16 protein-coding genes are annotated in these 16,115 nt (G+C 40.7%); 2 read left to right on the top strand and 14 right to left on the bottom strand.

Annotated elements, in window-relative coordinates; all coding sequences use genetic code 11:
* The first annotated feature begins 156 nt into the window (after positions 1-156).
* Complete coding sequence (locus DWB64_RS14405) at positions 157-546, top strand: hypothetical protein (protein ID WP_129488956.1); 390 nt, start codon at positions 157-159, stop codon at positions 544-546.
* A gap of 80 nt (positions 547-626) precedes the next feature.
* On the opposite strand, the gene DWB64_RS14400 is transcribed toward DWB64_RS14405, so the two are convergent.
* The 5 genes from DWB64_RS14400 to DWB64_RS14380 all read right to left on the bottom strand — a co-directional run bounded on the left by DWB64_RS14400 (position 627) and on the right by DWB64_RS14380 (position 5,898).
* Entirely contained in the window at positions 627-1,769 is a 1,143-nt protein-coding gene (locus tag DWB64_RS14400; RefSeq protein WP_129488955.1) for a hypothetical protein, read from the bottom strand.
* A 109-nt stretch (positions 1,770-1,878) separates the two neighbouring features.
* Positions 1,879-2,787 (bottom strand): HD-GYP domain-containing protein, encoded by a 909-nt coding sequence (locus DWB64_RS14395; protein ID WP_129488954.1) that lies wholly within the window; start codon positions 2,785-2,787, stop codon positions 1,879-1,881.
* Positions 2,788-2,837: 50 nt separating this feature from the next.
* The gene (locus DWB64_RS14390) at positions 2,838-3,833 is read right to left on the bottom strand and encodes an MraY family glycosyltransferase (protein WP_129488953.1); all 996 of its coding nucleotides are present in this window, start codon (positions 3,831-3,833) and stop codon (positions 2,838-2,840) included.
* Positions 3,809-4,909 (bottom strand): radical SAM protein, encoded by a 1,101-nt coding sequence (locus DWB64_RS14385; protein WP_129488952.1) that lies wholly within the window; start codon positions 4,907-4,909, stop codon positions 3,809-3,811. Before DWB64_RS14385 ends, DWB64_RS14390 begins: the two co-directional genes overlap by 25 nt.
* Positions 4,910-5,064: 155 nt before the next feature.
* Positions 5,065-5,898 carry a nitroreductase family protein gene (locus DWB64_RS14380; protein WP_129488951.1) on the bottom strand — a complete coding sequence of 278 codons (834 nt, stop codon included), beginning with the start codon at positions 5,896-5,898 and terminating at the stop codon, positions 5,065-5,067.
* Positions 5,899-6,154: 256 nt separating this feature from the next.
* Here DWB64_RS14380 and DWB64_RS14375 point away from each other — a divergent pair, with 256 nt between their 5' ends.
* The gene (locus DWB64_RS14375; protein ID WP_129488950.1) at positions 6,155-6,748 is read left to right on the top strand and encodes a LysE family transporter; all 594 of its coding nucleotides are present in this window, start codon (positions 6,155-6,157) and stop codon (positions 6,746-6,748) included.
* On the opposite strand, the gene DWB64_RS14370 is transcribed toward DWB64_RS14375, so the two are convergent.
* From DWB64_RS14370 to hypB, 9 genes are all read right to left on the bottom strand, one after another.
* Positions 6,749-7,240 (bottom strand): GNAT family N-acetyltransferase, encoded by a 492-nt coding sequence (locus DWB64_RS14370; protein ID WP_129488949.1) that lies wholly within the window; start codon positions 7,238-7,240, stop codon positions 6,749-6,751.
* 50 nt (positions 7,241-7,290) lie between these two features.
* Complete coding sequence (locus DWB64_RS14365) at positions 7,291-8,529, bottom strand: mechanosensitive ion channel family protein (RefSeq protein WP_243118990.1); 1,239 nt, start codon at positions 8,527-8,529, stop codon at positions 7,291-7,293.
* 187 nt (positions 8,530-8,716) lie between these two features.
* Positions 8,717-9,361, bottom strand: coding sequence for a vWA domain-containing protein (locus DWB64_RS14360; RefSeq protein ID WP_129488947.1), 645 nt, complete (start codon positions 9,359-9,361; stop codon positions 8,717-8,719).
* A gap of 87 nt (positions 9,362-9,448) precedes the next feature.
* Positions 9,449-10,450 (bottom strand): O-acetyl-ADP-ribose deacetylase, encoded by a 1,002-nt coding sequence (locus DWB64_RS14355; protein WP_129489041.1) that lies wholly within the window; start codon positions 10,448-10,450, stop codon positions 9,449-9,451.
* 156 nt (positions 10,451-10,606) lie between these two features.
* Entirely contained in the window at positions 10,607-10,753 is a 147-nt protein-coding gene (locus DWB64_RS19675; protein WP_371682611.1) for a hypothetical protein, read from the bottom strand.
* 558 nt (positions 10,754-11,311) lie between these two features.
* A complete protein-coding gene (locus DWB64_RS14350; RefSeq protein ID WP_129488946.1) occupies positions 11,312-12,268 on the bottom strand; it encodes a DUF5692 family protein in 957 nt (318 codons plus the stop codon).
* An 11-nt stretch (positions 12,269-12,279) separates the two neighbouring features.
* Positions 12,280-12,621: a hydrogenase maturation nickel metallochaperone HypA gene (locus DWB64_RS14345; RefSeq protein WP_129488945.1), complete on the bottom strand. Its 342-nt coding sequence runs from the start codon at positions 12,619-12,621 to the stop codon at positions 12,280-12,282.
* An 8-nt stretch (positions 12,622-12,629) separates the two neighbouring features.
* The gene (locus tag DWB64_RS14340; RefSeq protein WP_129488944.1) at positions 12,630-15,404 is read right to left on the bottom strand and encodes an FAD-dependent oxidoreductase; all 2,775 of its coding nucleotides are present in this window, start codon (positions 15,402-15,404) and stop codon (positions 12,630-12,632) included.
* Complete coding sequence (gene hypB / locus DWB64_RS14335) at positions 15,391-16,068, bottom strand: hydrogenase nickel incorporation protein HypB (RefSeq protein ID WP_129488943.1); 678 nt, start codon at positions 16,066-16,068, stop codon at positions 15,391-15,393. The genes DWB64_RS14340 and hypB overlap by 14 nt, the downstream gene beginning before the upstream one ends.
* Between the last annotated feature and the right edge of the window lie 47 nt (positions 16,069-16,115).

Raw genomic sequence — 16,115 nt, 5'->3', positions numbered from 1 at the left:
TTTCTCAAATTGCGAATTTTTATCATAATGAGAATAATGACTTAAGTATATCATACCTCTTTTGTTCCAATAAGCATTACAAAAAGAAAATAATTTAGGTAACTATTTACTCTGAATATTCAGAATGTTATGATAGGTTCGGGAGGGGTTAAAATAATGAATAGAAACTGCAAATCAGGCCACCACGTGGAGGAATTATTTAAACGTTATCAAATGAAACAAACGACGGGCGGACAATTGAACTACAGCATAGATCCAGAGAAAATCTCATTCGATGACCTGAAAACACTCATCTTCGAGGAAAACTACCATACGCTACAGGTAAAATTCACAGCCATCAATCCAAAATACGGCGAAACATTTGATTTTATGACATTTAAACTCAATCTACCCTACATGATGTCGACCATGCCCAATACCGAGGTGTTTGACGTGGCATTCGATTACGAAAACCTACATAAAGTATCACTCGAAAACGCACTTGATAAAATCACCACCTATTATCAGGTACCCGAAGTGGAGATCGTCGAGATTTTATTGAACTGATCCTACTAAAAAAGCCACCTTAACTGGTGGCTTTGATTTTTTCTCCGGCTACTTGACTCCTAATTGAACCTTCGCAGATATTATAGATAACGTTCCTCATACCACAGCAGATATCCATTAGAAATCTCCTCTATCTCAAGTCCCAATACTTTTTTGAGAGTCTCTTTCATATGGTCGTCGCAAACTTTTGTCCAATTAGGATTGCTGGCTATGTCGTTAAAAGGGTACATACCAAGCGTCTGATATAGCTCAAACACCTTTTCATCACCATAGGTCTCGGCAAGGTATTTGACATACATCGCCGCTGTCCCATAATAAGCATAGATTTCCTGCTTGGACTGCAGCACTTGCAGATTCTGAGCGATCAGTTCCTCCAAAGACGTATTCAAGTCCTGTGCAGTCGATTTTCCCTGATCGATATAATCTCCCTTACTCACAAAATTCGAACCGTAGTGGGTCGCAAGTCCTTCTGCAAACCATATGGGCATGTTCCCGTTCGCCCTTGCGATCGTCACCTTATGGATCAGTTCATGGGTAAAAAGCACTTCGTAGTTGTAGTCGTTCTTATGTTCTGTATACGCCTTTATCGCATGCCCCTCTTCGGCCCAACCGGTAAAGAGCCATTCGATGCCAAGGTCCGTCTTTTGCCTTAGCAGCTCTTGGTCGCTGTAAAGCTTGATCTCAAAATCGCCCTCCACCTTTTCAGGAAAAGTCGCCTCCACATTTTCAACGCTTATCAGCACCTTTTCCTTCAGTGTTTCCAAATTACTGACTCCCGCCATATATAGCACCTTGATACCACCAAGCTTAACAGACTCAAAGTGAAGATCGTTGTCATACCAGGTACCATCTCGTCTCACATACACGTTGTCATAGGTCGTACTATTCGTATTGCCGTTTTGAAGATAGCTCTGCCGAATCGTGACGATCACCTCATCCTCACTGCTTTCACCCATAGATTCGATCTCCATTTTAAAATCACTGAAATTAGCAAACGTCAGATTATGGGCAAAATACTTGGACTCGTTCCAATAAACCGTATTGTCTCGATTAATCGTAGTCAAGAATCCATTTTCATCACGGTTATTGACAAAATCCTGTTGGCTTTTGATCAGCTCTTCGATCGACGGATACTCATAACCTGTATCATTTACAGGTAACGAACAACTTGACGCAATCAGCGCCAGTGTTAGAAACAAGCTTATCATTGCAGACTTTTTCATCGCACTATCCTCCCTGCCTATATTATGCCCAGATCTTATGAAAATATTTAGATGTTAATAAGATTTAATGTCATTGAACAGCGGTAACGGTCAAAAAAAACAACCTAGGTTAAATCACCTCAGTTGTCTTAATCTCTTCATTTTCAATCCAATGACAGAAAACTTCCACAAACTCTTTTTTATAAAGTGTACCAATTCCCTTTTTCAACTCAGCAAGCGCATCCTCAACCGATATTCCTTTCCTATAAGGTCTATCGCTGGTCATCGCATCATAACTATCAACTACTGCCAATAGTTTTGCGCCTTCGGCAATCTGATTCTCTGAGAGTCCTCGAGGATATCCAGAGCCATCTATCCTTTCATGATGAGCGTACACGATTTCAGCCTGACCGTCAGTAAGATATTCGTTTGCATGTTGATATCCATATCCGACATGGGTCTTTATCACATCGAACTCCTGCTCGGTTAGTTTGCCTCGCTTATTAAGAATGGAGTCTTCAATTTCAATTTTCCCTAAATCATGACATAGGGAACCCATGACGACATCATATATTTCTCGACCGTTCATTCCACATAGCTTTGCAAGTTGTCTTGCATAAGAAGTGACGCGTAGTGTATGTTCTTTTGTATAGGCGTCCTTCTGCTGAATTTGATCCAACACCTGCATGATCGCATTATTTTCTAAATGTAGTTTATCATACAATGGTTTTTGAATAGTCCATATCATTTTGGTGTCTTCCAACACCTCAAAAACCATCGCTGTTTCCAGTTCCTTAAAACACAAGGTAGATCCAGGTTGATATACTATATCGGTATCCGCATTCTTAAGGCTGCCGGATACAATATAATAAAAATTCATGTTATCATGAGTTTCGTCTGTTCTACAGATGACTAGGGCATCTTTTTTTATGTTTTTCTCAACAACTTCAAACTCCTCTGAACGATGGAGTAAGATGTACTCAGCGACATGATTTCCGCTTTTAATTACATGTTCTTCATAGTTTCTCAAAACAATCATGTACAACCTCCATATCAGATGCTTCTGGTAAGCATCTATTGTTTGTACGATCACCAGATAACAAGGCCAAATAAAGCCAAACTAGTAGTTTTTGTGATTAGCATTAAAATAATTGCAACCAAAGACAGACAAGCAGATATCAGATACATAAAGTATACGGTCAGCTTTTGTGAGATGCCCCCTAAGTGAAGCCTAAAGTGCATCTGGTTGGCATCGCCGATATGAAGGGGTTGCTTGTTCTTATAACGCAAGAACATGACATACAGGTTGTCGAAAATCGGCAGTGCGAAGATCAAAATCGGCACCACCAAAGAAATGACGGTCGCTTGTTTGAACACCCCGTCAAGGGCGATCGTCGCCAGCATGAAGCCTAAGAAAGTAGCGCCTGAATCCCCCATCAGAATAAGTGAAGGATACTTGTTGTACTTCAGATAACCCAAGCACGTTCCGGCGAGTATGATGCACGCGAGTGCGTTTACCGCATCGCCATTGATCAGCGCAACCACAAACAGACTGCTGGATGCGATAAAGCATAATCCGCCAGCCAGACCGTCCATGCCATCCGAAAAGTTGATGATGGTCGTTATTCCAAAAATCCAGAGTATCGTAAAAATGAACTGCACAGTAAGCGGAAGCAGAATGAAGGTTCCTGTAAAGGGATTTGTAAACCCTACGAACCTAACTCCCACTGAGAACACCAAAACGCAAGCAATAAACTGAACCACAAGCTTTGGTAGCGCGGGCAGATCCTTATAGTTGATCTTGTACCAGTCATCCCAAAGTCCGATTAGCAAGATGATAAGCGAAGCCCCAAAGACGACCGCAGTTTTTAAGCTAAAGGACTCAGCCGATACGAAAAGCAGCGCCCAGTAAATAATGAACATCGGTACCGATGCGAGATATGGCTTTGGTTCCTTATGCAGTTTTCTTGGAATATCCGGCCTTGGTTTTTCTTGAAAGTCAATCTTCTTGGCAAATGCGATCACCGGTTTCATGACTAACATGCTGCAAAAAAGAGCCGCTATAAAAAAGATGAAGAACTGCATAATTCCCTCCCATACTCCTTATGTTTAATGCCACTGCTCATTAAATGATAACTCAAAAAAGAGTCCATATCCGGATAGATCTTATTGTGTTCATTTTTTGAACTAACCGTCGTGACAAAATCCTTAAAATCAGGTAGCGATTCCTTCTCAAAATACGACGCCCAGTTTATGTCGTTTGCCCCCACATCTGAAAGCAGCCTTAAGATATCCTCATCCAACAGCGTACGTAGGTTGCCAAGTAGCTTCGTTCGAACCCCTGCGTTTCCTATTGATAAGTCAAGCGCCGAATCGATGGATAAGTAAAGACGTTCTCCACCCATATCAAGATCCTTCCAAACATTCAACTTTTGTAGGCGCTGTGCAAACTTATGCTGGTTATTTGCCTCAAAACGCTCCATCAAAGCCTTTTCATCGCAACCCCATGCGTGCAGATATTCTTTCAGCTTCCTTACATCCTCAAGTGTCACCCTATGCTTTTGATACTCCATCATTCTAGGTGTGGGGGTAAAGTTTGTAATCGCGAAATAGACATAATCGTGGGGAATACTCTTGATCAGTTCCGTCACTTCATCCCTATCTTCAATCAGATACTTGCCTAGCATCAGCGAAAGTCCTACTCTAAAACCGTTCTCAGCATATAGCTTTGCAGCCTTGATTAAGGTCTGCATTCCATTCACGTTTTGAACCACCCTATTATGGTTGATCAGTCCACCATGAACAGTCAACGAAACTTCCTTATAACCATACTCAAGCAGTCGGTCTAGCAACGCCTTACCGTCCGCATGGTTCACAATTGGAATCCCTGTCGTCGAACCGTGATGAAAGTAGTAGTCCCCCAAATAGCGGTTAGCCCACTCATAAACCTTTAGCGCGTCAGGATGGTTGATCGGCTCGTTGTCGAGTGTCACTTCCACCTCAAGTCCGATGTCTTCAAGTTTAGGCAGAAGCCTCTGTAGACGCTTTAAGATATATTCAACATCTACTGTACTCATCGCCCTTTCAGGTCCGCCTTCGACATAGCAGTGCCTGCAATTAGTGCTGCATCCGGCGATCAGTATATCTATATTGCATTCCATTAGATATCCTCATTATAAAAAATCCTAACTCAACACCGAGTTAGGATTCTGCTTTACTTTCTATCTAAATTATAACATAACAAAATATAGAAAAACAGACTTGTATTCACTATCGATAATCGTAAGTGTTAATCTACTGCGTTTTAATTATCACATTAATTTACCGAGTAACCTGTAATGACATATTCAAAGTCCTGTGGTGTGCCATCAAGTATAGGCTCCTCTACCCTAAAGCTTAAATTCTTTAAAGCAAGTTCATAATGGGATGCCGCAATTCCCATATCTAGCCACTGAATATCATAACCAAGTTTTTCACCAGCGTAGTTTGGTGTGCGCTTAATATAAAAATGTGCATTTCCTTTACTATCAACAAGCACTCGCCAAGGCTGCTTGTTGGATGCGCTCGGTGCTAGACGAACGTTTTCGAGTGTTTCTCTTAGCTCTTGATCTTTAATGCCTTGATTGAAAGCATCTTTAAAAAACAAGCCATCAAAGTCCAATCTGTCATCACCTTTAGCCAGGTTCCTAATCAACTTATCACTAAGTGATCGTTTATGATGGCCATAACCGACTGGTGTGATGATCGGTACCATTTCATCCTCTGATAATTGTATCTGTTCGGTTAGTTTAGAACGATTGAACGTACCACCCAGCCAGCATGTCCCTAGACCATGATCTGCTAAGAACAACAAGAATCGTTCTACAACGTAACCACAGTCAAACATTGCATCTTTTGTATTGACCGAAGTTACCACCAAATACGCTGGTGCGTTCTTAATGATTCCATAGGTTCCAATTTTACTAATTGCTCTGTCCTTTGTTTCTATTAGACGAATTTTAATTGTATTGCCATGAATCCCGCTAAGATTATCTATATTCTCTAAATACTCCTTGATTAATGTTTTATCCTTCTCAGTCAATGACTCACCTGTGAACGTACGTACCGATTTACGAATCTTAACCGCATCAAGCGAAATTTCATGTTTCATTTGGTCCTCCAATATAGTGTTGTATTTTCAAAATGATCATGATATCCGCTTTAGCTCTAACCACACAAAGCTGATATCTTCTTAGACCTTTACATAGTAGCAAAATGTTCGGCATAAAAGTATTCTATTTGAAAAATAATAATTATGTTTACAGAAATGATACAATATAAGCACCAAGTAATTAAATGAACCAATTAGCAGAAAACTCCTCAAGCATAGTCGCTTAAGGAGCTTATCATCAATAAAAGGAGCATCTATGTTTAACCTTACTGCATTTTTATCTTATGCTGTGGTAGTGATCTTCACTCCAGGACCAAACAACATCATCTCGCTTGCACTTGCCAACAAGATCGGGTTCAAAAAAGCTGTCAACTATCCTATCGGAGTCATGATCGGTTTTTTCATACTACTGCTTCTCTCTAGTTTTTTCAATTTACTACTCGCAAATCTGATCCCTGCGATAAGGAATTATATGGGTATTCTCGGAGCGCTTTATATGCTCCTATTAGCCTATAAGATTCTAGTCAGTCAAAATGGTTCGGATAAAAACGAAGAAGTTAAGTCACAGGGGCTTATCCTCTATGGCATAAGCATGCAGTTTATGAACCCTAAAGCCATCCTATTTGCAGTGACCATTGTCGCGGGCTTCATTACGCCTTACTTTTCATCAGCTGTCCATTATTTAGGATTCTCAATTTTACTAGCATTACTGGCATTTGTTTCAACCATCGCATGGGCGACTTTTGGCTCGGTTTTTAAGAAGTTTCTCACAAAATTTCAGCGTCAGTTTAACCTTGTCATGGTAATGCTTTTAGTCTATAGCGCACTGAACATCGCAGGTTTGATATGATTATAAGTGATATTCATAGTAAACTGAAGCAACACCGTCTTCTTCAAAAGCGCTTTTGATTTTAAATCCAACCTTTTCAAGCAGTCGTATCGACGCTGTGTTAGTCGCGTAGGTATAGGCACAAATCCTATCGATATCGTACTTTGATTCGATTAACTTCATAAACTCATCTAAGGCTACAGTGCCAAGCCCCTTATGCCAGTAGCTTTTATCAAAGATCACGATGCTGACAAAGCAGTTTCTGTGCTCCACTTCATCCACCGAATAGCACCATACATCGCCGATATAGGTGTCCTCCGCATAGATCGACTTACCAAAACTGCTCGACCCTGCTTTTTTTGTGTGTTCATAAAGCTTGATGGCGTCATCGAGCGAGTAGTCTGTCATAGGGCATAGCTTTTTAAGTTCATCATCCTTCATTTCTTCCCAAAACACTTTCACATGTTCCAGTTCTCGGTCTTTCAAGGTCACAACAATAGATTCATGTTTCATCAGTTAGGCTCCTTTCAAACATACCGGCAATAAAAACGAGATAGGTCCTTCTAATTGCATCCCATCTTCTGCATGTCATAACCGCTCGGTGACTGGTACACCCTCAACTCGAACGTACTTAGTATAGCGATCAGGTGATCGAATATGTCAGCTTGAACACCTTCGTAGTTTGCCCAGTTCGTATCATTTGTAAAACAATACACCTCTATGGCGATTCCCTTTTCAGTGGGTGCAAGTTGTCTTGCCATTACAGTCATATGCTTGTGAACTTTAGGGTGATTTTTTAAATAGTGCTGAACATACGCCCGAAAGACACCAATATTGGTCAGGTTTCTGCCGTTTACCTGTATCAAGTCATCTGCATCAAGTGCGCTGTTGTATTTTGTGATCTCATCGTTTTTCTCATTGATATACTCACTTAAATTGGTTATCCTTTCAAACTTTTTAAGCATTTTTTCGTCACAGAACTTGATGCTTTCCATATCCATATGCAGGCTGCGTTTGATCCTTCTGCCACCGCTTTGAGACATTCCGCGCCAGTTTTTGAACGAATCTGAAATCAAGGTATAGGTAGGAATCGTCGTGATTGTCTTATCGAAGTTTTCCACCTTCACCGTGTTGAGTGTGATGTCGATGACATCGCCGTCCGCGTTATATTTAGGCATCTCGATCCAGTCGCCTATTCTGACCATATCATTGACAGATAGCTGAATCCCTGCAACTAGTCCTAAAATAGAATCTTTAAAAATCAGCATCAGCACAGCAGTCATCGCTCCGATACCGCTTAAAATATATACAGGACTCTTGCCCATGACGCTTGCTGCAAAACCGATGAATCCAAAGATATAGACAACGATTTTTATCACCTGCAAATAGCTCTTTATAGGCCTTTGTTTAGATACTTCATAAGTCCTGTAGATCGAGTTGACCGCATTGAGCACGGCATCAGTGATATACACCGTGAGCACAATCAGATAAAGCCCCATCACCTTTTGAATTACACCGCTGTAGGTAGGCAGTGAGGTAGCGCCTAAATAGATAAGTATCGCAGGTAGGATCTGTGCCGTTCTTGAAAACACCTGAGATTCAAGCAGAATGTCATCAAATTTGAACTTGTTATTTAAAATATAGACTTCAAGCTTCTTCAGCAGATAGCTCTTTGTAATCCAATAGGTCAACAAACTGAATAGAATCAGCAATCCGATGAACAGCAGTTCAGACCAATTATCAATCACAGCCCTTGATACGTTTAATGTTTCTAAGATACCCGTAAAAGTTTCAAATAGCATTGTCATCTCCTTAATAATAGTAATACATCCTAACTATATTATACACATTTATACATTGACAGGGTGACACCACATGATTTATTCTGCAACCTACAATTAAAATTGAAGCCCGCATGAAAATCAAAAACAGCTGTGATTCATATAAAATCACAACTGTTTTTGATTTTTTAATATTAAGTTGATTACATTACTTCCTCTTGCTATAATCCTTATCAATTTTACGCTTCCAATCTTCCGATATGGACCTGTTTGATCGAAGTTCGCAAATGGCTTCGCTGACCGCCTGGTAATTGAGTTCGATTCCTTTCTTGTCGTTATGGAACTGCGCTGCGCGGTTGCTGTAGATTCCAAACTTTTCAGCTTCTGAAACCGCATCGATGTTGGCACCTAAAAAGATAAACTCCCAATCATAACGCTTCTTTTGTTTTTCAATCATCGCCTTGATCTTTTTATAGGAGTATTCCCTGCTTGCATTCTCGAGTCCATCTGTAGTGATCACAAATAAAACTTTCTCCGCTTTCTCGTCCTCCGAGGTGTTGCTCTGGACATTTACGATTTTTTGAATGGATTTGCCAACGGCATCAAGCAGGGCTGTGGAGCCTCTGACAAAGTACTCTTTTTCTGTGATCGGCTTTACCCCCCTTAGGTTGATTCGATCATGTAAAAGTTCATATTCATCATCAAACAAAACCGTAGTAATGATCACCTCTCCAGTCACCTTTGCTTGTTTTGCAAGCATTGCGTTGTATCCGCCGATCGTGTCACTCTCTAGCCCGCTCATCGATCCGCTTCGGTCCAAAATAAAGATCAGTTCTGTTAAATCCTTTTTCATCGTGTCATCCTCCTTTGTGATTTCTACTTAAAGGATAACATCTTCAGCCTTTTAAATGGTCGCATGACAAGCGACATAACCTATCCGTCACCCCAAGAGAGGCTGGTCGAAAGCAAAGAGCGCTTCATTGATCTCATAAAGATCATAATTCTCTTCGTTGATAAAGTATTCGATGATCAGGTCGAACTTGCTGCTTCTGGACAGGGCAAAGCCTGCCTTCTGCAAAAGATCCTTTGTTTCATCCAAATTAAGCTCAAGAGCGATCGAAAAAGCGATCACCGTCGACTTGCTCGGCTTATAGTGCTTATCGCTCCTTATTTTTGAAAAGAGCTTACGGTCGACATTGGCACGCTTATAGCTCTCGACATCCGTCTTTCCCTTAAGATCGATCAGCCTTAAGAGCCGTTCCGAAAAAGTCTCCTGAAGTTCTGCCATGAGATCCGTCAGACTTCTGAGGGCTTCTTTACTGGCCTGCTCGTCTACTGATTCCGTTTGAATCATTTTAGACTCATATAACATGCCTACTTTATGCGCTTCGCTTCGATCAAAAATCCTGTACTCATCCACATATCGATTATCGATAAAGGCATTGATAGCAGTGAATGTCTTTTCAGGCAGCTTGAATGATCTTCTGTTATAAATGACAAGATAGACCATTAGCTCATGACGCTGTAAAAATTCACCTATAACAGCTTCCGCAACCTTGATCGCCTTGTCTTTCGGATAACCGTAGATACCCGATGAGATCAAAGGAAAGGCGATGCTGCTCAACTTGTACTCGACAGCCAGTTCAAGTGAACTTTGATAACATGACCTCAACAGTCCTTCTTCATCCTTATCTCCGCCCTGCCAAATTGGCCCGACAGTGTGAATCACGTACTTTGCCGGTAGGTTATAGCCTTTTGTTATCTTAGCCTGTCCAGTCTTGCAGCCACCAAGCGTTCTGCACTCCGCAAGCAGCCCGGCGCCTGCCGCACGATGGATCGCACCGTCCACACCTCCTCCGCCAAGAAGCGATGCGTTTGCAGCGTTCACAATAGCGTCGACCTTAAGGTCTGTAATATCTGATTGTATAAGTTTAAATGGCATGGGGTTCACCTTTCTTGAGTATGCCGTTGCAGATGAGTACAATATGATCATGATGTTGAACAGTTGTCTCATTTATTCCCCTTTTACCTCATCATTACTCTTCTATTGTCCCGATTCCACAAGACTAAAAACCACACTGTTTAAACATCATATCCGTTAGCTCAATTTGGTCAGCATCAATTTCTCAACGCCTTTCGTTCTAAATTCAGGTATCACCAATAAACCGACTATCAAGGCTATCGAACCGCCATTCCATATCAATCGTGCCATTCCAACAACTGCCTCATTACAATAAACAGCCACTATCAAGCTACTTCCATTAATGCTGCATTCAATTTACTCGGGAGGCTTTTGTCTAAATCCTTCTGATTCCCTAATAAAGTTGACATTTTCTACTGAAATCGAATGTTGAACTTTGATATTCATGCATACTCCTTGTTTTGAATTTGACTGATTTTCAATAGTTATCTTCAAACGATCTTCTTACCTTTTTGCAAAACATAATCATTTTCGATTCCAATGTCCATGATTAGTTCAATCACGATTAGGTAAAGCAAGTAAATCAGGATGATGTGACTAAGGAATAATTGACTATTTTTCAACAAAATCATATCTGTTCTTCCCTAATCTAATGATAAGCTCAATAATTATTTTACCAAAAGTGTAAAAAATCTACTTATCCTAGATGGTATTTTCTGTATCCAGCCTGTGTGAAGCAAAACTGGTGGCATAACTATGTTATAAATAATAAAACTGACCTCCATAAGATAGATTTTAGTCTTACTCTTGGGGGTCAGTTCGGTATTTTCTATGAATAGCTTGTTCCTTTAGACTCGCTTATGTGAAGTTTTTTTCCTATCGTCAAACCACCTTTAACTCTTCCATATCAACGATAAGATGATTGTCTTCTAGGGTTTTTTGATAATAGGATGTATGAGTATACAAAGCCTCTTTAAGCGGATTTCTCTTGTATTTTATCATTGTATAAATCATATAGGCTAACACACCCATATTAAAGGTAAACGAGATCAGACTCACGGTCCACCACATACTTTGTTTATAAACGGGCACCACCTGGAAGAGAGGACTTGCCTGATAGTCTACACTTAATGAAAACATGGCATATACTGTTAAAATCTGAGCTCTGTGCTGAAGCCAAACACCTTGCTTAAAGAAGTACTCGGCAAGAATCGCTGCTGTTAGGATACCAAAACCAGCATACATAGACCGCGTTGAGATGCAGTTATAAACATAAGCAAAGTTCCATAAGGTATATCCCCAAATATAAAGCCAAGTCATATCTGGCCAGACCATATCTGGATTTTTAGCCTTTGATGGCATAATCCCCACAAAACCTGTCAATGTGATAATTGTAATAATCCCCGCTATGGCATTAAAAACATTCCAATAGCCGCCCATCATCACAACACCAGACGCATCTGTAACCATTTCTTTATAAGTGGCAAATACCTCAAACTCCCTATATACAGCTTCAGCGATATTTAGCGCCAAAATTGTGACTGGAAAATACATTGCAAACTTATTTCGACCTAGTTTAGTATACCTGATTAGCATAAACCCATAGACTCCGATAAGGGCTGATACAACCTTAACCCACCCAAACCAGGTTTTACCTGTAGGCGATCCTAAATACCCCAAGTAAACAAGCCCTGCCAAAATAAATGGCAATAAGCCAAATATGATTAGCCCAACAGCTTTAGACCGACGTGTTGCCTCATTAATAAGCAGACACACACCTGTAAAAATAATTATGGTAGCAAGACTGCCAAGTGTCAATTGATTATACAAAATACCCATTTGATCCTCCCCTAACATGCCAAGACTTCTTTAATGCTAAATTCTTTACCCGATATCAACTCAAAGGTTTGTCCATGACACTCCGGACAAGTTTTTTGATAAGTAATAATGTTGTACTCCACACCGCATCCCTTGCAACAACCGATTGCCGGAACAAGGATGATCTCTAGGTCCGTATTTTCAAACCTTGTGCCATCGACTGCTGCTGGGTAACATTCTTTAATAAATCGTGGAACTGCCTGCGATAACTGTCCAATTTCTAAAACGATTTTAGAAACCTCCACAAGCTTGTTTGCCTCTGCAAATGTTTCTACAACTTTAATGACTTCATATACAATACCTAACTCGTGCATCTTTATCCCTACCTTGTTGTAACAAAAGGATTCAACCGGTTTGCAGCAATCTTAACTTTCCTTCCGATGACTTTCTTTAGAACTGCCTTAGGTAGGTTTTTGAGTTCATACCCTTTAACATTATGAACGCGACTAAGTGAAATCGCATCAAACTTACACTTTAGGGTACAGGCACCACAGCCTACACATAAGTACTCATCAACTTTTGTGGCACCACAGCCTAAACAGCGTTCAGTTTCTAATTTAACCTGTTCCTCAGTGAAGGTTCCTCGAAGGTCTTTAAATGTTTCCCTAGCCCTTGCACCATCCACATGGTGAGTTTTTTCTCTTTTAACATGGTCATAACTTTCTAATTCAGTTAAATTTGATTTCTCGAGCACCTTGTAAGAGTGATTATCTCGACCAAAGACCAGTGACTGACCATTTTGCACATAACGGTGTAAAGAAATCGCAGCTTCCTTACCTGATGCAATTGCATCGATCGCTAGCTTTGGACCACTGGCAACATCACCACCTGCAAAGATATCTCCTCGACTCGTTTGTAGGGTGATGGGATCTACAGCTATGGTATGTCTATTTGTCAGTTCAATATTTTCCCCATCCAAAATCGAACCATAGTCATAGGTTTGCCCTACTGAAAGCAAGACATGATCACACTCGACAGTCAGTGGGTTTTCCTGATCAAACACTGGATTGAACTTACCTGATTCATCAAAGACAGAGAGACATTTTTTAAACTCAACACCCCTTACTTTCCCACCTGAAGTGAGAATTCTAGCAGGACCATAGCCATTGAATATTTCAATACCTTCATCAAGAGCCTCTTCAATCTCTTCTTTATGGGCAGGCATTTCAGTTTGGGATTCTAAGCAATAGATGGCCGTTTGAGTCACATCGGATAATCTTATGGCACTTCTAGCCACATCGATGGCGACATTACCTCCACCTATGACGATTGTTCTATTTGAGACCTCAGATCCCCTACCCAAATTGATTTCACGTAAAAAGTCAACTCCAGAAAACACGCCATGCGCTTCTTCTCCTTCAATATTGAGTTTACGTCCGCTATGGGCACCAATGGCAATGTAAAAAGCATCAAACCCTTTACTTCTTAGCTCGTTAATCTTGATGTCTTTTCCAATTTCTATCCCCGTTTCAAACTTAACACCCATCGCCCTTAAGACATCTATTTCAGCTTCAATCACATCTTTTTCCAGACGGTATTCAGGTATTCCCAAGGTCAACATACCACCAAGTCTAGCCTGCTTCTCAAAGACGGTAACATCATAGCCGTCTATGGATAAATCATAAGCACACGTTAAACCAGATGGTCCACCACCGATAATGGCAATTTTCTTATCTGAGTAATCATGTCTTTTTGTCGGTACGTATCTCGTTGACTCCTGAAGGTCTTTTTCAGCAATAAATTTCTTTATATCGTCAACAGCTACCGCTTCATCTATATCACCTCTTGTACAGTCTTCTTCACAAAGTTTTGGGCAAACACGACCACAAACGGCTGGTAGTGGATTATGTTTTTTTATAAGCTCTAGGGCTTCCAAATACTTTCCTTGTGAAGCCAGTTTTATATATCCTTGTACTGGAATATGAGCTGGACACTTAGTAATGCAAGGAGCAGTTCCAGTCTCCATGGTGTTTTTCCGGTTTATTCGATAGTCTGTGTTCCACTTGTCACTGTTCCATTCTGTATCTCTTGGAGTTTGTTTAGTGATTTGCGCGTTAATATCATCTGTTGAACATAGCTTTTGACCCAATCGTAGCGCATTTGTCGGGCATACATCCACGCACTCGCCACAAGCGACACACTTATCTTCTTCAACTTCTGACTTATAATTGGACCTGACAATATCGTTATTGAGGTACTCATTGGCTAAACGCATAGCATAGCAACCACAACCACAACAATTGCAAATAGCATGAGTATGTCCGGGCTCGTCAAGATTAGGTACTGAATGCATCAAGCCATTGTCTTCTGCCCTTTTAATAATGTCGAAGGCCTCTTCACGGCTGATTTCTCGCCCGCGTCCCGTTTTTATGTAATACTCAGCAGCATGGTCAAGTTGGACGCACATTTCCTCTTTTAAATGACCACATCCTTCTCCCATCGCTTCTCTAGAAGTTCTACAGGAACAGTCTGAAACACTAAATGTACTTGCCTCGTTGAGGTGTTTTGAAATTTCTTCATAAGACACCTTTTTACTATTGCCATCAATTGCTCGTTCTATAGGGAGTACACGCATAGGTCCTCCGCCAATAGGCATAATTCCCGCTGCCATTGGTCCCTTTTTACTACCAAAATAGTAAAAGGCAAGAGCAACTTCAGGATGCTTTTCCACAAGCTCCTTATTGTTATTAATCATTTCTAGGTGTCCAGGGACAAAGATATCTAACCAGTACATGTCCACCCCATTGATGGTATTGACAAACGCAAGGCCTGTCCATGCAATATGTTTAAGGGCTTCATCCACTTTCTCATAGGGTTCACTGATTGCTTCGCTAATATCTTTTGCACTTACTTTTTCTCTAAACCTTAAGTTCATGGCAACTTTTATCTGGTATTCGTCAAGCAAGGGCGCAATAGCATAATACTCAGGACCAAATGGTATGGCTTCTCTGGATGTACCGGCCTTAGTTCTGCCAATTTTATTAGCCAAAGCCAAAACATCTTCTCTATAGGGGCGATTTCCAACATCATCCCAAGACAAGGCAAACTTATACTTTTCCTTTAAGCGATCAAAATCAAGAGTTTTACTTTTTGTCATTGCCTTCACCTCTCATTTCAGATGTAAGCCACTTGGCCCATTCGTCAATGCCTTCTCCCGTCTTTGCTGACACCTTAAATAGGACAATGTCAGGATTTAGGGCTCTAACACGCGATTCTAACTTATCAAAGTCAAAATCAAAATGCTCAAGTGCATCAATTTTATTGATAATAAGCGCATCGACCATGCAAAAAATCTTGGGGTATTTTAAGGGCTTGTCATCACCTTCTGGCACACTCAGAATTGCCACATTCTTCATAGCTCCAGTATCGTAGCCTGCTGGGCAAATCAAGTTGCCGATGTTCTCAAGAAAAACCAAATCCAACTCCTCTATCCCCAATTCATCAAGCCCTTGTCTGGTCATAGTGGCATCTAAATGACAAAGTCCACCCGTATGAAGTTGAATAGCCTTTGCACCTGCATTTTGAACGGTTCTTGCATCAACATCTGAATCGACATCTGCTTCCATCACTCCTATTGCAAGCTCCTTTTTTAGAACCTTAATGGTACTCACCAAGGTAGTGGTCTTGCCACTTCCAGGTGAGGACATAATGTTGACTAAGTAGGTTGACTTGGTTTTAAGATGGTTTCTAGTTTCCTTTGCAACCAGTTGATTGTCCTCATGAATATTCTTTTGAATTTTAAACACTTTCATATCTTGCATGACTTTCCCTCCATGTTCTTATGCAGAGTCTACCACTATTAAATACG

The organism is Fusibacter sp. A1, from assembly GCF_004125825.1.
Classification (GTDB): domain Bacteria; phylum Bacillota; class Clostridia; order Peptostreptococcales; family Acidaminobacteraceae; genus QQWI01.
This window is presented reverse-complemented; position numbering and strand designations above follow the sequence as displayed.